A 23,231-nucleotide genomic window follows, 5' to 3' on the forward strand; every position below is an offset into this window, starting at 1 on the left:
ACAGCTTAAGCCCCCAAGTATGGGAACTCTTTTAAAACCATTAAATTTCGCAGCCAGTATCATCACAAGCATTCTTTCCTGCTGTACCCAAATCTTCCAATGGTCCAACTTTTTTGCTTTCTTTCCATTCTTTGTAGCCCTTGGTAATAGCTTCAACAAACGTTTCTACTGGTTGTGCCCCAGAAATTCCATATTTTCTATCTAATACAAAGTATGGCACGCCCCTAATACCCAATTGCTGACTTTCATAAACATCATATCTCACTGCTTCTGCAAATTCATCTGAATCTAGCATTTTTTTAACCGCTTCTACCTCTAGGCCAAGTTCTTTAGCGATAGACAATAGTTCTTCTGGGTTAGCCACATCTCTAGCCTCGACAAAGTGTGCTTTAAAAAGAGCTTCTTCAGCCTGATCTTGTAGTCCTTTATCTGCGGCAAAATGGATTAATCGATGAGCATTAAACGAATTGGCAGGGATGTTGGTGCTAAAATCTATCGACAGGCCCGCATTTTTGGCCATATCTGCGACCTGCAAGGTCATTTGTTGAGCCTGTTGTCTGCTCATTCCCTTGCTTCTCGCCAAATAGGCATACAAATCTTCGTGGTCTACATTTTCATAATCGGGATTAAGTTGGAAGCTTTTCCATTCTACTTCGATTTCATCTTGAAATGGCAATGCCTCCATTGCTTTCTCAAAGTGCCTTTTACCAATATAGCAAAATGGACACATTACATCAGACCAAATTTCTACTTTCATGAATACAAAGTTAAGGTGGTTATGGGCAGAGTTTGGTAAGAATAGGGTAAAAAGAAAATCGGCCCTGCAAACAATAAGTTTGCAGGGCCGATCCAATGTCCAAAGCTAGCTTTGTTATTTATACAACTGGTTGAACAACCATTTAAACGTACCATGTGTCTGTGCCCTAAAGGCAATTTCTGGACCAAAGGCAAATAACTTACCCTTACCATAATCTGCTTCAAAAGCAGCAACGCCATCTTTAAGGTAGTTTTGTCCCCAAGCCCAGCCACTACGTAAAGGTTTATCTGATGCAAACCATGCCAAAGGTCTTATTTTACCATCTGTAGTCGTAATATTAAATACCGGACTATTGTCAAAATAAACATCTGTATTTTCATCAAGCCCCCAGTTAGCGGGTATTTTACCGTCTATTTTCACACTGAGTACACTACCTGGAACATAAAATTTATCTGATGGTAAACGTTTCTCTTCTCCGTTTACCTTGGTTACCAAGGCATTTTTAACGGGTAGGCCCAAATGAGCCGCCAAGTTGGTAGCCGAGCCAATGGCCACAATGTGACCTCCATTTTCCAAAAATGATTTCAGTTCGGGAATAGATTTTTCCTGTGTCATTCTGCCCACCCGGCCTTTAAATTCATCAGGAATATTCTCAACATTCGGCGTATTTCCACCCCTTCCTCCTTCATTATTATTCAAAGCAGGTACCGCACCACCAACCATAATCAGCACATCATATTTATCCTTTAATTTACCTGCATCAATATCTGGTGGATATACAACGGTAACCTCATAATGATATTGCTCCATAATATATCTCATCCAACCCGAAGCCATAGAGCCGCCATAGGTATCCCAAAGTGCTATTCGTGATGGTTTTACCTTTATTGCGCCCTTTGGTTTTGAGGCAGAAGAGATCTTCATTCCGAAATTATGTTCTGCCTTATTTAAGGCTTCTTTTGCTTTTGCCGTAGCAGTTACATAAAAAGAACCATCAATAGGATTTCGCAACACTTCTACTCCAGCTTTAAGCAACTCGTTTACGGCCAAATAACTTTCATTGGCTTGTGCACTTAAAGCATAGCCGTTTGCACTAGGTAAGGTTTGTGGCGCTGCTTTCAGTAATTCTCCATAAGGCATTTTCTGGAAAGGACCATTAAAGTCATTTAATACCCTATCAAACTTCACATTCATCAAGTAGGCCAAGGTCCAACCTGCGGCATCATAAGGCGCTACTGGGGGGCCTCCTTCGTATTTAAAATCATTGGGGTGATCTTGCGGTTCGAACATATCCAGAACATGGGGCCTAAACGCCTGATCTGTCTTCACAATATAAGATCCTGCCGGGTATGTTTTCCCTTCTACGGTAAATGCTGCTGTGGCTTTATGTACCACTACACCTGTTCTAATCAAGGCATTTAAAAATCTAATGGCCGTTGTAAAGTCTGGCTGATTGGCAGAAAGAATATATCCACGTGCGTCACGGTTTTTCGGATCTTTCATCACTTCGTCGAAAAACTTCGTGTCCATTGTTCTTCTTGCATTTCCACTTGCAGATTTGCTGTCTTTCTTGGCGGCAGCATTAATGGCTTCTATCTTTTGGGGAGAGAAAGACCAAGTGTCTTTACTTCCTCTATCAATAGCATTTTTACCCATTTTATAGATATTAAACAATAACTCATCGTGATAACGTTGAGCATAGTTCAATACTGCATAATTTAGTGAAACCGAATAATCTATCGCATTTTTAAAATACCATTTCTGCGGTAAAACCGGGTTTGGCGAATCGCTGTTTGGCAGTAGGCGCGATGGTACTAAAGGAATTTCCATAGGTGTGGGACTACCTACAATTTCTGTTAATAAGCCCACCATATTATGAAAATACGTAGTTGTTCTCAATCCGCCATTATACCAGGTAGAGAACACAGAACCTCCTCTTTGGGTATAACCAGGCTTATCTTCTACATTTAAACGATTATGCATGGCCGCTCCAACCGCATCAAGGCTGGTTAAGATAATAGGATCAAATACATAATTATGTGGATCGCGGAACGGAGGACCAGCAACAACGGTTCCTGCAGGACCAGACTGATGGTGGTTATACATGATCTGCGGAATCCATTCTATAAACAGTTGACGCCCCATGTTTTGGGTTTCTTTAAGATTGAGCATAAAGAAATCACGGTTATTGTCATGTCCAGCATACTTTTGATACAAACGAGGTAAACCCGCCAGTGATCTTTTCTCTGGGTTTTGCTCCCTCATATACCAGTTGCTCTGTAACTCTTGCCCATCAGGATTGGCATGTGTCATTAGCACAATTACGTCATCTAATATTTTTGTAGTTTCGGCATCGGTTCTACTTGCCAAATTATAGGCAGTTTGTATTAATTGATGTGCGCCCACCGTTTCATTGGCATGTAAACCTCCATCAATCCAAACGATGGCCTTTCCTTGTTGGGCAAGCTCTTTTGCTTCCTTTTCAGAAAGTCCTTCAGCTCTTGCCAATTTTTGGGAAATGGACTTATATTTCTCCAGGTTTTTATGGTTCTCGGGCGAAGTAACGATTAACATGTATTGGCTTCTGCCTTCTTCGGTCTTACCAATATCTACTAATTTAACCCGCTTAGAGCTGGCGGCCAATTTCTTAAAATAAGCTTCGGTTTGCGTGTAATTAGCCAATTGGTAATTATCACCAATGGTAAAACCAAAATGTGAATTGGGTGTGGGCACTTCTTGGGCTAGGGCACTAAAACTTCCCGCCAATAAAAACACCCAACAGCATTTTCTCAAATATTTTTTTATCATGTTGTTTATGTTTGATGGTTAAATCAAATATAGGACAGAAAAATTAGTATAGTAGGACCTCGATAATTTTGTTACACGGGTAGCTTTCTTTACAGAAATTTCTTAATACTGCTAAGTTTTCGATCAAAAACTTTACAGGTGCATTCTACATCTAGTGCCCTAAGTGAAGGAGAAAATGTCTTTTGTTTCGACAAAGCCCTGACAGCGGACTTGGCCGAATGTCCCTTTTATTAAGCCATTGGCTTGAGATTAAATTTTCATTAAAACCCTAATTGTTTCTTGTTTTTTTGAACATAACTACTAACTTAGGATAAATAATTTTTTCACTAATGACCTCTCTATGCCTGCCATTTTATGCCTATTTGGTCCGCCTTTCGCCCTAGTTGGGGAAACCTATTTATCCAATAATACTTTTTCTTTTAGTGTCGAATTTGATTCGGCTCCGGACCAAGAAAGCGTACAGGCCTATCAATGGTTTTTGGACAAGGTTATACTTATTGAAGAACAAGGACAACAGGTAAGCTCAATGACCGCCGATGGGCCCCATACCATTGGTGTACGTATATTAACGGTACAGGGCTGGTCGGGCGTAAAATATTTGGATTTTTATGCAAATATGTTGGTCAACTCTCTTACTATAGCAGGACCAACATCTGTACAGGAAGGCGCTGTGGCCACTTATGAAGCCTACCTCTCCTTTGGCAGCGGAACGCAGATGAAAGTGACGGAAAAAACAACTTTCAGTATAAATATGGGGGGTAGCTTTGATTTTAACGTGTTATCTACCCTTAGAGACGATTCCGATTTTAATGACAAACAGGCCACCATCACGGCCACATTGGGAGGAGGAATAAGCCGAACCTTGCCCATTACCATTTTAAATACCAATGTACGTTACCCCTCTGTGCTGGTGGTAGATCTATTTAACGATACACCCCTAAACGGAGGGGCTATTATCGTCAATGCAGACATTGATGGCGGGCAGACACTGGTATACACCGGTAATAACTTTCTGCCAAACAACAGCCTCCCTGCCGACGCATTTATTCTAGCTTCCGATCTGATAGATAATGCCAGCATATTGAAATGGAGATTCGAGTTTAATATGGCCAAACTCATTAGACAGTACCCTCGCATACAGGATTTTGTACTGGAAATTAGGGGAAGATCTAACGCCGTAAAAGCTATTACAGGGTCTTTTAGCTTAAAGGACTATACAGGTGTGATGGCCATGAACGGCAGTACGGGCAGCTATGCCCCTACAGTAATTGGTGGGGCCAATCTTTATTATGAAAACTTCCAAACCCATGCAGTTGGTGGGGCAAATGGTAACTACAACAAAGACTACCTGCCCATGCTGCTACGTTTCAACTTCAATGTGCCCAGCGGTACGCTAACCTACCAAACTGCCGAACCGATCATTATAGACAATTTTGATTTTGCAGTGCTGAGATATATTTGGGGAGAGGAGGAGGAGGAGGATCTAGATATTCTTGTGGGATTTGAGCATACAGGTACCATTTATGATGATATATACGTAGGGTTTGCTAGCTCCGAATCAAAACACACTGTCCCAGTTGGTGTAAACCCGCAAAGTAATTCTTATCTATGGTGGGGAGGAGATAATCAGGTTTCAGGTACGGAGGCGGTATTAATAAGTTATAAGAATTTTATTCACCCCCCCCCTCTGTCGTCTGTCGATATTGTTGATGTTGGCCTGTATGCGGGTTGGTATAGAACACCAAAATATGGGAACTTTAGTTTAAGCCTGGTTACCTACAAAGGAGGCACTATGGCAAAGGACGGTACTGATTTTATAAATACGGGAGGGGCAATAGTGAGCAGTGAGCAAGTTTCGCTGCATACGAATAAAGTTAGAGAAACCGGAATACTTAGTAGTTACTATAAAATTGGCGTAATAAGATACAACAAGATAGCAAAAACGGCGGTGCTTGTTTTAGAATAGGGCTACGGAAAAGTCTTTGCAACTAGCGAGGGGATGGAGCCCAACCGCTACGCTTTGGGAGTTATTGCTCATTGGTTGATTAAAAACGGTTACTTATAGGAGATTGAAATTAAAGAAAAATTTAAAAAAATATTCGTCTAAAAGCCGCAACGATTGGGCAAGATAAACATTTAAAATTCCTAAAAAAAACATGGCTGTACAATATAACCCCAAATCTTATTTCTATACAGAATACGGCTCTTTGGCTGATGCTGTTGCGGGCAACTTAGCCACAGATGCATTTGGGCCAGTGGTGGGCAGTGAAACAACCCAATATAGGACTACCGCTGTTGTAAGGTTGCTAAGCCCTATTCAATCGGCAAAAGTTTTTGCTATTTGTAAAGGCCGTATTCTAATACAACCCATGGAAGGGGATAATACCAAAATTAATCTAATTCTTAAGCCAGAAGGCAACGATCATGCACCTATCAAAATCAAATATTTCATTTATAGAGGGATTAATAAGTCTGATTTGATCGATAACAGTGATAGTCTAATCGCTAAAAATATATCCGACCCTTTACAACCAAAATTATTACAAAACTTATGGGACGACTATACCGCCTACTATCTTCCCAGCGGTACCGTACCTTCTATATTTCCTGCAAAAAGAATAGGATATAACCCAATCATACAAACTAACGCAATGCTTATCGATACCATCTTCAATACTTTTATAGAGGGTGCTGATACCTATCAGTTGCCCGAGTGTAATAAAGGTGATTATATTGGCAATTTTTCTGGCTCTTTAGGTTTAGATATTGTGTTAGATTACGGCGACTACCAGCTAGAAAACCAAGAAGAGCTATTTAAACTTGATTTGGCTTACGCCCGAAAAAATGAGCATGTCCTTGATTTAGGCCTCATCAGTGCATCTGCCACTATGACAAAGGTAGATAGAGAAAAAAGATACAAAGAATATATCCATCAGTTTATAGATGCTGCCGCATTTTGGGGCTCTCATATAGAGTGTGGAAATATAAAAACATCAAATGGCATAATCTTAAAAACAAATACTGAAATCTATTCTAATATTTTAAAAAAGTATCAGACAAAAAACAATATATATGTATATGTAAAAGGAGAAAGAGGAAGGTCTTATAATTACTATAATACTTCTCGAAAATTATTATTTGATTTAACTAATCAGATTCCATCAGATAGTAACGAAACCTATGGTTGGCCAGTATTAATAAAAATATATCAACCTAATGTGGGACAAGATTGGATTTTCGGAGTATTACAATATAATGTTGACCCACATATTTTACCGAATAGAGATAAACATGTTTCTATAAACGTCATTGCGCCAAGCGTTGCTTCAAATTTATATCCAATCGCTTATTCTCCTGTTGTGTATGTCACCAATAACTTTCTTAGGCCATTTACGTTGAAAATTCATACCGACCCTGTTAGGACATGTGCTTCATTTGCAATAATAAATTGCAATCTTACACAGGTTTTTCCTGAGGTAAGTTATTTTGAAGATTTATGGTATTTTGGGATAAAACCCCCGATTGAAAATAACGATATTGAAAAATGTAGCTGGGGGTATAGAGATAGTGGTAGAATGGTAAATACGCATGAGTTCTTGCGTAATGGCGCTCAAATTCAAGATAGAATTTTTCTTGATGGCGGTAAAGTTATAAACTCCGTTGCTATTAAACGCAGTTTGCATATAGCTACTGTTACATCAGATACCAATAAAAGATTTTCTTATCAAGAAAATATACACGTTAATAATCAAACTTTTGGGATTGTAAAAAAAGCCTCCAACTACTCAGATTATATATTAAAACTATATGAAGACAATAATTTTTCAATTTATAAGGGAGAATTCTTCGATAGTGTAGAAAGTGTAACCATCAACTCGCTTATGCTGGTACATGAGCACAATATAAATAAAAGGAATGGTTATTTTCAACTTGGTATAACAGAAGCCGAAAATACCATCATAGGACAGTTATTGCCAATTGACGCTGCCAATGTATACTTTAAGCTTGATGAAATTAATATAGGTATTTCTGCGCCTTATAGAAAATTTAGATTAGGAGTTAAATTTGAAAATTCTACTAATATATTATTAGAATCATTTCCTACAAATGATATTCATATTTACACTTTAGATGGCTTCTATTTCTTTTCGAAAGATTATTCTAGTTCACAAGAGTATTATAAAGAATTTTCGAATTCGCTAATTAGTTTTAGACCTCATTCTGATATTTCGAATCCTTCTAACAATTGGAAAGGAGAATATGGTTTTGATTGGATACGTAAGGGAGATACTACGCTGACTGGAGATAGCTTAGCTCCAATTGATAGAACTTATTTGAATAACATTGGGCATTATTATAGCATTGTAGGAGGCGTAAAGATTAAAGATGATGGTGGTAGCTTTGATGTTGAGAAAAATGAAATCATTAAATTTAGAAATTTATTTCCAATATATCCCACCAAAAGTAATTCTCATTTATATACAGGTTCTTGGATAGCGCTATATCCTTATAAAAATATTGGAGGTAGTTTGAGCGGTTTTCCGAAACTTACAAGTAACGGAATAAAAAAGTGCCTTACAGAAGCTGTTTTAGATTTAAAGATAGAAATTGGTTCTAGCCCAAGCAGTTTGAAAATTAAATTTGAAAAAGAACATTTTCAAGTAACATCTATTCCACCAAATAGTACTACCGTTCTTCCGAATGATGCTAAATATGGCTATTTAGAGATAAACAATAAAACTGTTACAGGAGGTGTGTTAAGAACTTTAACTATTAAAATTGAAACACTTATAGAGTTTTCAGAGTATAAAAAAATTGAAATAGTTGCAGTTGAAAATAATGTAGAAAAACTTGCAGGTGTATTATGGGCTTTGCCAAATTCAAAAGCAAACAGAAAGGAATTGGATGTAACTTTTATAGACTGCACAACAAACTTAGATCCCGCAATATCTAAAACTGGGCTAAAGGGAAATGAAAAAATATTGGAAGATATTCTCACTAAAAGTTTAAATCAAGCTCTTATCGACATAAAAATGGCTGCTAGTGTAGAAACTTTAGATTTACGAAGGTCTGTCGATCCAGTATTCTATACAAACTATAGTAGTCCTTACCCTTCTCCTACACCAAATCCGCCAACGTTTTTAAGCCCAGTCGAGATCTCATATCTAAAAGGTAAACCAAAATTCTCCCAAGGCTTTTTTGATAATAAGTTGTCAATATTTGTTTTCGGTGACGATTGTATTTCTAGTGCTGTAGGAAGTTCTTATAATATTCTATATGGTGAAGCAGAAGGCACGGGAACATACATCATTTCGTTTTTACCGACACTGATTCTATATGCTTCGGCAATAGCTAATACGGGATCCGGAATACCGTTGCAACGTTCCACAATCTCTCATGAAGCTGGCCATGGTCTTTCTTTATTTCATTCGTTTGGTAATGATAGCGAGTTTACTTTTCGTGAATTCATAACAGACAATATATTGGATTATATTGATACGTCAATTGCCCCTAGCGATAGCAGGATTGGTTTTAACAAATATCAGTTGGATAAACTTAGGAATAATTCGACCTTAAAAACTGAAAAATGAAAAAGATATTATGTTTTATAGCATTAGTGCTCTTTCAAAGTTGCAGCAGCTCGATTATAACATTTAAAGACAAAGGAATGGAAAAATTAGACTTAAAAAAAATAGAAGAATTAGGAAATACCAAAGGCGATTTTTTAGACGAAAAACAACCAACGGTAACTTCTTTTGTATTGGATGGAAAAACCGTATCTCACGACAACACTAATAATAGTGTATCCTACAAATTGGAGATTAAAGGGAAAGACAATGTTGAAAAATTATATGTGAGAAATTTGGAGAAGGGGATCTCGGTTCAAAATAGAAAAGTAAACTATTATGATCAACCATCTTTGATATATGTTTATGAATATTTTGAAGACGGTTCTCCTGAGCGGAAATATATAGAAAAGAGAATAGAGGATGATACCTTTAAAAACATTAAGATAAGAATAGGGAAATATATCATATGGGACAAAACCGGAAGGGTAATAGAAGAATTTGATTATGATAAAGAATTTGAATTTCCTATAGACGATGTTATTAAATTCCTTAAAAATAATCCGAATAACGGTGAGGCAAGTATAAGTCAAACTTTTGGTGAGAAAAAAAGTGAAAATAATCTCAAATACCCTTTTTGGTTAGTAAACACCGGTTATCCTGACAAAGTAAATTCATTTTTGTATTGGACACTGGATGGGAAAAATGGAGATATCGTGCAAACGCAGACTGGAACTTTCAAATTTAATTAGATGTATTAACAGAGCTAAAACTACAGGAATATGCCAGATAATTTGTACTATCCAGCGTTATCACGCCTAATAAATGTGGGCGAACTGCCAGAATCATTGAGCTTTATCCAAGAGGGCATTGGGCAGGTATTCGATAATGTTTTCTATAAAGATTTTATCAGCTCTACAAGTATAGATGGAAGTAGTGCTTTTTACAGTCTGGCTGTAGTGAGCAGGAAGAAACTGGCATTTGAGCTGTTTGGCAGTGGTATTTCATTTGTCCTTAATCCCGATTATGAAGATGGCAGCATTTCTTCATTTCCAGTTACGCTTTTTTGGGAATGGAAAATCTTAAAATACTTTTCCAATTTTAAGTTCGAAACCTTTTCATTTCAGCCTGATGCCTTTTTTGATTTTGCCATTGTCATACTCGGCATTTCCAAAGAACAGGTGTTACGTTTGGCCATCAGTACTTTTGTAACTCCTGAAGAACCAACAATATCAAGTTTTGGGCAATTGGTTGCCGACATTAATCTGTTGTACAGTGCAACCATTACAATTGACGAAGAAGACGAAGATAAATTTGAACAATTAACAACACAAGTAGAGCAATTAAATGAAAATGTTTTTACTACTGTCTTTACTTTATACCTGTTAGATGCCAATTTACAAGTTACCAGACAAAGGTTAGATTATTTCTTTGGTGCTTTAATCCCTACAGATTTAGAGAGCTATATCAAAGATTTGTTTATCCCCAGATTAAGGGCCTCGCTTACCTTGAGTGCAGCCATAGAATTTCCCAGAAATATATTGCTGCCCCTAAAAGAAACCCCAGAGGGCTTGGTGCCAGACGATACATTAGATGCGGAAGGGCAACTCAAGAAGACTCTCCTTAAGTTTGCAGAAGCTGATTTGGATTTTGATACAGAAAGGGGCTTGTATGCCAATACCGAGTTGGCAGGCTCGCTCATTCCAGCAAGGGTACAGATAGGCAACACAGGCCTTATCATTGGCTTTACTAACGTAAAACTAGATTTCAGTAAAACTTCCAATATTCCCGAAGCTGATGCGGCGGGCTACCCAACAGATTTTGTTGGAGTGTACGCTCAAGAAGCTATTTTAGGCTTCCGAAATTTTGGCACGCCTACCCAAGGCCAAACCAGTGCCGAAATAAAGGCCGAAAACCTGTTCATTGGCACTGGCGGTGTATCGGGTATGTTTACCTTAACCGCTGGAGATTGGCTCAATAGAGATTTTGGAGGTTTTAAAGCTCGTCTAGATGTTTTCCGGCTAGCATTTAAAATGGGCTCCATTGTAAGTTCAGAAATTAAGGGGCAGCTTACGCTCAACAAGTTAAAGCAGAATGGCCAAGATGCAGTGATCAACATCAGTGCCCAAATTAAAGACGATGGTAACTTCAGCATTACGGCCATATCAGAAGATATACCACCGCTTAATTTTCTGGATGTACTGGAAATTAAGGTAAAAAGCCTGCAATTGGGCAAAGAAGACCGTGGCTATTATGCGGAAGTAGCTGGCACATTAAGTTTCACCTTTAATATCCCTGGCCTAGGTGACGTGCTGCCTAAAGATATTCCCATCAACAAACTGCGCATTTGGGACGATGGCAAACTGGAATTTGAACCGGGCATAGACAACATAAGCATTGCCAAAACCTTCCCATTAGAGATTGGCCCTGTAAAAATGGAGATCAGCAATATCAGCATTTCTGGGCATAAAGGCTTGCACCAAGGCATAGAAAGGCATTATCTGGTTTTTGCATTTGATGGGATGGTGAATACGGGCAGGGCTGGGATCAACACCTCGGGCAATGGCATCAAGTTTTATTTTACCATAGATGATGATGGCCCATTCCATGCCTTTTTAAGTATCGATAGGCTCAATATCGACATGAGCATACCGGGCAATGTGACTAAAGATAAGGCCGCCTTCCTGTTGAACGGCTACCTGACCATGGCCAACCCCAATGAACAGGCTTCTAGTTCTGCTGCCAACATCGAATACGGTGGTGCGGTAACGTTTAGCCTTCCCCGTTTAAAAATGACAGGCAGTGCGGGCATGCGCCTTAAACCTAGCGTACCGGCATTTGTGGTAGACATAGGCTTAGAATTGCCCACACCTATTATTTTAGGGGCTACAGGCTTGGGCATATACGGTTTTAGGGGCATTATAGGCCAGCATTACCTGCCGTCCAAGAGCGCTACCACACCTCCTTTGGGCGAAAATGCTACTTGGTGGCAATACTATAAAGCCAAGAGTACCATCACCCACAAAGAAGGCATTGAGATAGACAAGTTTGCCAGCAAATCAGGCTTTTCTGTAGGTGCTGGTGCTTCTATTGCCACAGCCTTTGATTCAGGGAAAGTATTTTCAAGTAAACTCTTCTTACTATTGGGCCTTCCCGATGTATTTTTAATGCAAGGACAGGCAGGTATATTAAGGTCTAGAGTAGGCTTGAATGATACCGCAGATCCACCGTTCAGTGCTTTTATCTCTATAGATAGTAATGCCTTTATGGCGGGATTGGGGGTGAATTATAACCTGCCTGACGTAGGCGGATCATTAAATGGGGCTATTTTCTCATTAAGCGGAACCATGGAACTGGCATTTTTCTTTAACAATGCCTCGGGCTGGTACCTTAATTTGGGCAAAGACCAGCCTGAAAACCAACGCATCAGGTCAAGGATTTTAACCTTGTTTCAAGGCTATGCCTACCTTATGATTTCATCTAAAGGTTTTAAAGCAGGCGCAGGTGCTAAATTTGATTTTAACCGGAGTTATGGTGTAGCGGCTGTGGCTTTTGGCGCCTGGATTGATATGGGCGGCTCGCTAAGTTTTAAACCGGTACAGATAGGGGCGTTTATACGTGTAGGTGGCTATGCCTACATTAGGGTATGGAAAGCTAAACTAAGTATGACTATAGTCCTGGGATTAGCTGTAGATGCACCGCATCCATTTATTATCCAGGGTTCTATCTATATTTCTCTCAGGGTCCTATTCTTCAAGATCAAGTTTACCTTAGAACTTACCTGGCGCATTAATAATGATAAGGGGCCTTTGTTGGCACAACAGCCCGTCATAGAACTGCCCGATCCCATTAAAGGTTACTTACCTGCTGCGGCAACCAATATACAGTCTGGAGATGTATTTAAGATTAATCATGTAGCCGAAGTTTTTACGGGAGATGGGGTCATTATTCCGCCGCCCCCAAGTGATCCGCGTTGGCGATATAACATGCTAGATGATCAAACAGGAATAAAAGAGATTACCATACCGTTAGATAGCTATATTGATATTGACTTGCTAAAAGCTGTAAAACCCTCATTTTCAAAATTGGGAGGCGGCAGCAATCAACTTGCCGAAGGCTATTCCGAGCTTATTCCCCCACAAAAGGGCCTTAGCCCCCAAGTTCGCCACGAGTATGAATTGATCAGCTTGGATATTTATTGTTGGGATCCCAATGCAGGCACTTCGGGCACCTGGAAACCCTACCAGATCTATGAGGCGGTAACCGCTATTGTAAAAGAAAATACAGACGAACACGGAGCTCCGATAATTAATCTCAATAGCCTTAAAACTGGTTATTGGCAGTTCTCGCAGCCAAACCGTTATAATAAAATCCGACTGCTATCGCAAAACATGTTTAGTTACGCCAATCAATCTACAGATACCTTAAGTGATCTGGATGGGCTTAATTTTAAACGAAAAGACCTTTTCTGTTTTGAGACCATTTCCAAACAACAACTGATCAACTGGAAAGATGTGGCCGCACAGACCAACTACCCAGATTTTTCTACTTTTTACCAAGGTGGTTATACTTTTCGGTTATTGGGAGCTAGCGGCGAAGTGGTAAACAACCCTTCATTTGGAGGAAATAGCTTAACGCTCACTACCTATGGAGGTAAATTGGTCATCTACCCATCCAACCCGGTCACTTTCTTGAAATTGGCATTAGGGCAAAACGAAAACCGTATTCGAATAGATTTTATAAAGCGCATATACATTACAGAAGTTATAGATACGGGTACTAGTGCCGCCATAGTTGCCGTACCTCAAGATTATTTTATGCCACCTGTTTTTGCAGGACCAGATCAAGATGGCATTGATATTACGTATAATGACCTTAATAATGCGATAGGCCGCATTGAAATCAACTTTGAGCCTGAAACCAATTTATCGTTTGAAGGTAACCTAACCATAGGGGGGCATTTTAAACTTGCCGATGAATATGCGGTCACGCCAGTTTTCCCACAAGGACATGACCAGGAAAAAGACAAGGCGCTAGTATACTTGTCACTATTTGATCGAGCTTTTACAGCAACAGAAGTTGTTACTAAAGGCTACCAAGATACTACGGGCGCAGTGGCTAATTGGTTGTTGAGCGCTACCACTGCCAATGTAGGCAATTTAACCGCTATACCATTGGGGAGTCCAGATTTAAGGCCCGGTTTTTTTAAGGAGAATATAACAGGACAACAAACGTTGGGACGGGTTTATGCCTTCAATTCTAGGGAAGACGCCCTACTTATACCCTACCAGCCTGTATTAAAAATAGAGGAAGCAGATTTTGCCGTAGAAACCATGGTAGTTTTTAACCCTTTCAATACAGGCATTTCCACCTTGTTCAGCAAAGTGGCAGAAGACCCTTTAACGGGGGATAAAAAGGGCTATGCACTGCATCTGCTACAAGAGGATACGGTACACAGTTATACCGATTATAGTGCAGCCGGACAACAACCAAGTTGTGCCTTTTATTTCACCTGCTATAGCGGACAATCTCGGGCAGGTTTTAAAATAAGCGAATACTTGAGCTTAGACTGTAGCACCGGCTATGTTTCTGATTCACAATTTAAGCACTTGTTTATTGTTGTGGATAGAACCCATGATACCCTGGAAATATTTATAGATAAAATTAAGAAATTGAGCGTAGCCATACCAGAACAGCTAAAGTTAACGGCTCCTGTACCGAAACACACTACGCTCCATCAGCTTTCTTACCTTACTGAAGAAATACACCGCAGGCAAAACGAGAATGAGCTTACAGAGGAAAAACTGTTTGACGAGATTACGCTGATGGGAGATGGCTTGAATAAGACCATACAGCCGGTGTGGCGTCCTAATACCATTTATGCCCTATCTCTTAAAACCAGGGACCTGGTGGTAGAAAATGGCCAAACTAGAAATGCTACCCAACATACGCAGACATTTGGGTTTAAAACAGCTGGCCCAATTGGACACTTCCATCAACAAAGCGTGGTTTATGATGACTTGTTGGCACAAGATCGTGCCGATGAGTTTAAGTTGAGCAATTTGAAAAACTATATCGATTATGAACGTTCTTTTCCTGACGCACAGAGCCGTTATGATTTAAGTAAGCCTGTTTTTTACCACCATCCAAAGATCAGGCTGTTGTTCACCAAACCCTATATCTATGCCATGTTCGAAGATTTTGACAGCTACCAAGGCTTGGCAGCAGTGAAAAGTAGTCTAGAACTCATGGTAGTAGATGTTTTTGGAGGATCGGAAAGCCCCGCCTTGGTATGGGAGCAATTGCCCGACCGAACGATTACCATTGACAATTATAGGAGTTTACCTCCCGACCAACAGGTCATCTTTTTAATGAATCTGGCTGCCAGTTCAGATAGCTGTAATACCAATCCACTGGTCATGAAAAAGCGGACCAAGCAAGGGGGGTACCAGTTAGATGATCTATTTCCGAACAAAGTTTATACCGCCATATTTAGTGCTAAATATCAGCCGGTTGGCGAAGCAGAAAAGAGCAGTGAGGTACATCGTTTTAATTTCATCAGTTCACGATATGCCAGTTTTCAGGAACAGGCTTCCAGCTTTATACTCGATAGTACACCAGAAAACGAACGTTATGCCATTTATCCGTTATATACCTCTTTTTCGATAACCGAGATTAACAACAACATCATCCCTTTACTGGATGATAGTCCTACCCATGCAGCCGAGCAGGTAATGCGATATGCAGTAAAGTATGATCGGATCATTTATGGAGGGTTAAAACTTAAAAACCTGGAGCATATAGAAACCACGGTATTGCAGCCATTGGTAAATATTGATCCAGATACGGAGGAACAACGTGTATTGGGCCTGATCATTAGAAACCCAGAGCCTTTTAATGATCCAAAGTTACCTACAGAGCCAATAGATTTGTTGGCGGACACCCTTACGTTACACATGCCGGAACATACAGCAATTGCTTTCAAGTATATACATGCAAGAAATACTTCTGCTGTATTGGTCACCAACGCCAGTATGGATTTTCCTACCGGCTTGGCCCAATTGACCTTTAAGTATAAAATGTTTAATGGAGAAAACTATACGACTGCTTTTGAACAGTACATCAGTCCCGAATTTAACCTTGAAATTAATACGCCCTAAAACTTTGCGATATGCCTAATAATAACGCCTTTTGTTCAGATTATAGCTATGTAACCAGTTGTTTATTGGCCATTCAAACAGCCACCAAAAATGGAGAGTATGATGATTATCCAGCAGTTATCAATAGTATTAACCGTTTGGATCAGGATATACTGCGCAAGTTATACCTAAGGGTGATCACTGTTTTAGGGATATTAAATGGAGAAGAAGGTTTCCCCCAAGTACAAATTACCGGAGATTATAGTGAGCTTGATTTTGAAGCGCTTGATTTTTGGATAGGATTTTCAACGGCCAATATTTCCGGTGATTTTTTTGAGCAGAACTTTTTAGAACTAGATTTCTGGACCGGCTTTATGGATAATGGCTACGAAGACTATGTAACTGTATTTCAAACCATTCTTAATATTTTTAAAGAATTCTGCTCACGCAGCAGCGAATTAGGTGACTACGAAAAGGCCTTAATAGATGCTTCTCTCCTTTCTTTTTTAGATGCTTTTAATGCCCTAAAAGCATTGCTCGGCCAATTGGGACTAAATCCCTGTGGAAGTTCGGACCTTAACATCTTTAATAATACTGCGGGTGTATTTTTACAAGTTGCCGGTGCCGATGGTTCCAATGGTATTGCTGAAGGCTTTCATTTGCGGTGGAGCTTTACGGGTGAATTAGCTGAAAATCATTTGCCAAAGGGCGATTACTTTAGTAGTGTCAACAATCACAACGGATTTAACCAACCTAACGACTTTGTCCATATTTATCGGACTCCTTATCAAAACCTGGCCATTGTAGAATTGGATTTGGAAGAAAGCCGACCAGTGGTCAATTCCCAACAGCAATATTGGACGTATAGCATTAACCAAGTGGTAAATAATACAGTTATTAGCAATCAGGTACGTGTTTACTTTACCAATAAAACTAAATATTACAGTTTAGCTGGCAATATTAACCCAAACTATAACAGCTTTGGATTTTTAAATGCTTATGACGATATCATTGAGATCTCGGTGCTCAACAAAACCTTCTTCCATTTCGATTTAGCATTTACCCGTCAAACTTCGGCCACTCCATCTTATGTGAAAATTGAAGCCCTTAGTTTTGCAGACAGCTCAGAACAACGCATTAAGCAAACTACGGTTATGGATCACGCTGAGGCTACTGCGAATGTTGTAGGAGACAGTTTAAGTATTGTTCGCTATAAGAAGCCGATAACGGTAAGTTTAGCAAAAATTAGCTTCGAAACTTATCACGATTTTCAGCTTACCCGTTCATTGGCCAATTGGTCTGCCGTAGGCACCGGCTTCGCCATAAGTTTAAATGAAAGTGAAGTAAGTGCAAGACTCGAAAGCCCGGCTTATCCCATAGATAATCTTTGGCCTCAATATAATGAGGGTACCAAGGTGAGGGCCAGTAACTATATAGACAAATGGTTTACCGATGGACAGGACCTTGTAGATCAATCTATCCAGCAATTGGTAGCACTGTATCTGCAGAAGAGCGAAACTGACCCTAGGGCACTTTATGATATTTATCCCGACGAAGACCCGACCCAGGAACCGCAAAAAATAAGTTTGCTAGACGTGATCCAACTGCAGGCTTTAGATTATCATATAGCCAGGATGACCGGTTTAGGCCATATTGACACCCCGAGTGGGGTAAGTGCCCAACAAAAATTCGTATACAGGTTATCTTACCAAAATAGGAAGAGCATGCATTCGCCGGAACAGATAAACTACACTTATCTAAGTTTGCCTACCTCGAAACAAGATCAGTTATTGCCAGCTATTCCGCAAATGCGTCCTATAAGCTACCGCTTGTCTACTGAAGAAGATTTATCATTTATGTTTGATGACCAAGGCTACAATAGACGAGAAAATAGTAGGATCATCAATATTGGAAGAACCTTGTTTTATAATGAACGAAGAGATTTCAATTTTTTTGACACATTGGAAGAAGTGGTTAACGAAAACTTTTTTCAACACCCAAAACCGCTTTATTATGGATTAAAATATAGGGCAGAAGGACAAACCAGTTATTTAAAACCCGAAATTACTTCAACCGAAGCTGAGGTAATGGGCAAGGTGTATTATGCCTACGATAATGATTTTCCCATTGAAGGGCTGCCTGAAGTAAATCCTCTGCCCGATGATTCTACCAGCTTATTTGTCCATTTTGAAAAATATACAGGAGCTCATTATTATGCATTATATGGGATAAATTGGTTCTCGAGGGCTTCTGCTATAAGCAATGAAGTGGCGACTGATGAGACAATCTTTCAATCGAGAAATCTATTGTTTGCACCTACAGATCTTACCGTTCAATATATTCAAAAGGAAGATGAACTGATTTTTACTACTGGCCAAGAGCAAACTTGGCTGAGGAAACGTATGGCACAGTTTCCTGATGAAGATACAGCCTTGACCCGCATTACCTTTAACTGGGTGGATATTTTAGATATTTCTGGCCTGGAGCAAATTAACGAAGAAACTTTAAGTTCGCTTATACGGGCTAATGTAGCAAAGGTGTTTTTTAAACCAAGACTGCAACAAGAAGTTATTGGCGTGATTACCGATATGAGGCCTGTTGAAGGAAATGATAGCCAATTGGTATTGTTTGCAGGAGCTTATCATCTGATTACTGGAGAGGAGAAAAAACCAAACATTGCCACAGCAGATTTAGAAAGGTTTAATGGAGGAAATTTATCTACTCCAGAAGCACAATTTAAAGTGTTGAATATAGTTAATGGAAGTAATGGCCTGCCGATTATCACCATAGAGAAATCATTTGTGAGAGACCGAACGGATGATAGGGAAGGCGAGGCGCTATATGGTTCTTATAAAAGCTATACCATTCCAAGCATCGGCAGTCGTTTTTCTATGGTAGAAAACCTGTCCAAGGAAGAGAATTGGGAACCCTTGGCAGAAAAAATTGGCCTGATCAGTTTCGCTGATGCCATAAATCCGGCAATTGAAACAGATGTAGGTGAAAGTGCCGATACCAAATATTGGATAGGCGGCATTAATGGCCCAGCCCTGATTAAACAAGTGCTTAATGAAGACCTTATTTTCGATGGTTACTATGAAATCAGTTTTGAAACGGCTTCACTTAGTCCTCATCCACAAATTAACATTCCTTTTGATGATTCTGATCCCACCAAAAATATGCCTGGCCAATTGCATGAGGCACACATAGAGTGGTACAAGGGAATGGTGAGGTTACCTCTTATAGATGGTGATGAAAAGAAATTGCTGCAGGTGGTTGTTTTACAACAAAATAATCCACTTCAATTGTATGTATACGATAGCAGCTTCGATTCGCAACCGATACAATTTTCAACAGACGAACAAGATTGGATAAGTGTCAATTATCATCCTGGTTATAAAGCTTATTTCTTTGCCGAACCCGCTCCCGAGTTTAGCTTCAATGCGAGCAACATTATGCCCCAGACAGATGAAAATGATAAACGAAATTTAGTAGCCATACAGACTCTTAGTACAGAACACCTTTCATATGTTTCGGGTATTTCCATGCCTGCAGTATTATTGGCCAGGAATATTTACGAACCGGTTCAACCTGAAATTCCAATAGCCCCAGGCCTAAAAGTACGTCCGGATCCAACTAAACAAGCTGCTTTTACTTTCGACGTGCGCACCCCAAATTCAAGAAGGCCTTTTGGCTTTATGTTTTATCGCACCGCTCATATCAATGTACTTGCTGCACTTTATGCTCCGCAGACCATTGCCCATATCATGTTACAATTGGGAGCACTTAGCTCAGATCCACATTTCAATCAGCGATATCTTGATTTGGTAAACCTCCATTTTGAAGATGAAGCTCATTTAGTTTTTAAGGTTTATGAGGCAGAGCCTGATCCCTATGGCTTTCCTGTACCCGATAAAGAAGGCTTGCTTTTGCCCGAAGATAGCAATCGGCAAAAGTTGGACAAGTTGGAAACAGCTATTTTAAGTACACTGTTACCATTAACAGAACAACCGCCAATACTTAGATACTTAAAGACCGGGCAACAAACAACAAACGATTTGCCTGTAATAAGAGATGTAGATGGTAATCTGCTCGATCCAAACGATACACGCTTCAATCCATTTCCAATGGTTCGTACCTACATCAAGCCTGACGATGTTGGCGGTAGTTATGTACGCATAACGGATTATTTTCTAAATGCCTTTTCAAGAGATTTTTATTTTTATACGAGTGCGGAAATCAATAATCAATTGAATATTGGCCCGATCAGTAATTTTTTGGGCCCAGTAGAAATTTTATATACCGAAACGGCTTCAGTTCCTGTGATTGATAATTTTTCTTTACAAACTTCTTTTTCAACAATTGATGCACCTGTTGTTGTTTTCGAAGTGGCAGCTCTTCCCGAAGTAGAGAGGTTTGAGAGGTTAAGATTATTCAGGACAGATAATAAGTTTTTCGCTGAATCCATTTTACAAATGGATCATATATTGGATATGGAGATTGATGATAGTGCCATAGGGTCTTATACTCTTGAGGATGACTTCTCTGATTTGTCCTTCCCTCCTTTTGGGCAGACAATATACTATCGCATAGCTGCACTAAGGACCATCATCAACGAATATGAACAGTCGGAAGAAGTGCTGTCTCAACCAAGTGTAATGATGTCGGTAAATTTAATAGATACCCAAAGTCCGGATGCCCCCGAACTTGGTTATGATGAACTTACCAATGTCTTGTCGTGGCTTCCCACTACCTATAATGGTACCTATTACCTATTTAAACAGAATAGTAGCGCAAACTGGGAATCCATCTTTAGCATAATGCCACCAGATACCAACCAGCCCATGTGGTATGAATTGCCCTGGCCTTTGGACTCTACGGATGAGGATGGCGATAAAATCTATCACCGCTTTAAGGTACAAGTGGAAAACTCTTCCGGAAGAATGAATATTTTAGATAATGAATTAACTGTTTAACCTCTAAATAACAATACCATGCCACAAATCCCACCCATTTCAGATGCCTATATCGATGAGATCATCAAATCGGCTGGTCCCTATGTAGAAAGTATTAATAAAACGCAGGGCATAAAGCTAAGGGAGCTTATAAAAGTGTTACGCGATTACTTTGAACAGGAAATACCAAAAAAAACATCAGCGCTAACGAACGATTCAAACTTTGTGAATGCCTCCTTTTTGGCCGGAATTCCGGAAGAGGGCAACCAGAAGCGACCTTTTATAATTAGGCCGTTAACAGATTGGGATCCAGACCAAGTATTTGGTACGGGCAGCCAACCGGTAAATATGCTACTGGTAGCTACCGAATATATCAACGAGATACATACGGTTACCCAGCTAAAAATCAGCGACGGTGTTACCCCTTTTAAAGACCTTAAAAACCTTGTGGTAAACGGCCTAATTAATGGAGGCTCTGCGGGACAGACCCTAGAAAAGAAAAGCACAATAGATGGCGATTCCAGTTGGGTGGATATTCCTCAAAAAATAGCGGAAGCTCTAAACCTGAAGCTAAATGCAACGGATTATAACCAACATTTCAGGGGAAAATATACTTCGTTGAGCGCACTTGAAGCCGCTACATTTAATCCGCCACTACAAGCAGGCGATTACGCTCAAGTAGATCCGGGAGTAGGAACAGATGCAAAGAACTACAATTGGGATTCCGACGACAATGCTTGGATTGAAGGAGGCTCAGGATCTGCCGCCACCAATACCGACCAGCTTCCAGAAGGCACCAATAATCTTTATTTTACTTCCTCCAGAGCTGTTAATGCGGTAAGTAATGATTATGTACATAAATCTGGAAATGTTAACGAAAATATTTCAGGCAAAAAGAACTTTCAACAAGCACCCATCTTAGATAGCCTAACAGGCAACAGAATACTATCTCTGTCTTCGACGAAGGAAATGGAGAGTTTTTATGAAGTTTCATTACCTGTAATTACCAATACTACCGTTATTACACAACTCACCACCGCAGCAAACTGGAGTGCCACAGATGTATACACGGGCAGCGCCATAACGGGTGCCTACCAAATGCAGTATTATACTGATGCGAATTATTGGTATTATTTCTACAATGACACCACCCCCTTAAGAATACCGAGAAAAGCCGCGCAGCTAGCTGCAACAGATGCCGAGGCTCAGGCTGGTACGCTCACCAACAAATACCTTACGCCTGCCAACTGGACCTATTTAAAGACCATCGTAAACAACATCAGCGCTTTATGGCAGTTCACCGTAGGTATTGGGATTGGCATAGCCGGAGCAACCTCTTCTCTTTTAAAATTGGCGGCCAATACCACCACCAAATCGCAGGTCAACCTAAGCCCATCGGCCACCGATGTGTCGGCACCAGTCAACGGAGATGTGTGGAACAATGCGGGCGAGCTCAAGTTCATGGATAGTACCATTGTCAACAGGCTCGACAAAGTTTACAATAACGAGCTTTTCAAGGGCAGCGGCAACAGGCTAGTAGAGGTCAACCAATACGGCGATAAATCTGCTGTTAATACAATTAAATCTAGATGGATTTATAATCCTTTAATTATATCGGGTATAACAGGTGCTACATATGGGGCAAATAAAAAGGCTGATATTAATGTAAGCGGCTATACCGTCGAAAAGGGGCAGGTCTATTTCAATGCCTCAACAGGTACTTTATATGAAGCCTACGATGATAATAAGGTTATGATTGTAAGCGAATCATATGATACCGTACCTACAGCAAGTAGTTTGAAACCAGTTACAAGTGATGGTATAAAGACAGCTTTGGATGGTAAGGTTAATAATTCAACATCTGTACAGACAGGTAATTTCAATTTAACTGGTACAGGTAGATTAGATACTGGTTTAGGACTTGGTGTTGCACCCAATACGACAACCTGGGAAACAATATTAGCGAATACCACAACCAAATCCCAATTAAGGCTAAACCCGTCTACCG

The 23,231-nt window shown here is 39.9% G+C and carries 8 protein-coding genes; 6 read left to right on the forward strand and 2 right to left on the reverse strand.

Annotated features, from left to right (window positions below):
• Positions 1-40: 40 nt before the first annotated feature.
• Both JHD79_RS01520 and JHD79_RS01525 read right to left on the reverse strand, forming a co-directional pair.
• Entirely contained in the window at positions 41-757 is a 717-nt protein-coding gene (locus JHD79_RS01520) for a DsbA family oxidoreductase (protein WP_199117317.1), read from the reverse strand.
• 114 nt (positions 758-871) lie between these two features.
• Complete coding sequence (locus tag JHD79_RS01525; protein ID WP_199117318.1) at positions 872-3,565, reverse strand: M14 family zinc carboxypeptidase; 2,694 nt, start codon at positions 3,563-3,565, stop codon at positions 872-874.
• Between the two features lie 340 nt (positions 3,566-3,905).
• Between JHD79_RS01525 and JHD79_RS01530 the strand changes: the two genes are divergently transcribed.
• The 6 genes from JHD79_RS01530 to JHD79_RS01555 all read left to right on the forward strand — a co-directional run.
• Positions 3,906-5,531: a hypothetical protein gene (locus JHD79_RS01530; protein ID WP_199117319.1), complete on the forward strand. Its 1,626-nt coding sequence runs from the start codon at positions 3,906-3,908 to the stop codon at positions 5,529-5,531.
• A 190-nt stretch (positions 5,532-5,721) separates the two neighbouring features.
• Positions 5,722-9,156, forward strand: coding sequence for a hypothetical protein (locus JHD79_RS01535; RefSeq protein WP_199117320.1), 3,435 nt, complete (start codon positions 5,722-5,724; stop codon positions 9,154-9,156).
• Complete coding sequence (locus JHD79_RS01540) at positions 9,153-9,884, forward strand: hypothetical protein (protein WP_199117321.1); 732 nt, start codon at positions 9,153-9,155, stop codon at positions 9,882-9,884. Before JHD79_RS01535 ends, JHD79_RS01540 begins: the two co-directional genes overlap by 4 nt.
• A gap of 30 nt (positions 9,885-9,914) precedes the next feature.
• On the forward strand, positions 9,915-16,292 hold the full coding sequence (locus tag JHD79_RS01545) for a hypothetical protein (protein WP_199117322.1): 6,378 nt from the start codon (positions 9,915-9,917) through the stop codon (positions 16,290-16,292).
• Between the two features lie 11 nt (positions 16,293-16,303).
• Positions 16,304-21,244: a hypothetical protein gene (locus tag JHD79_RS01550; RefSeq protein ID WP_199117323.1), complete on the forward strand. Its 4,941-nt coding sequence runs from the start codon at positions 16,304-16,306 to the stop codon at positions 21,242-21,244.
• A gap of 18 nt (positions 21,245-21,262) precedes the next feature.
• A partial coding sequence (locus tag JHD79_RS01555) for a hypothetical protein (protein ID WP_199117324.1) occupies positions 21,263-23,231 on the forward strand: 1,969 nt, incomplete at its 3' end.

The sequence above is a fragment of the Pedobacter sp. ASV28 genome (assembly GCF_016428855.1).
Lineage (GTDB): Bacteria > Bacteroidota > Bacteroidia > Sphingobacteriales > Sphingobacteriaceae > Pedobacter.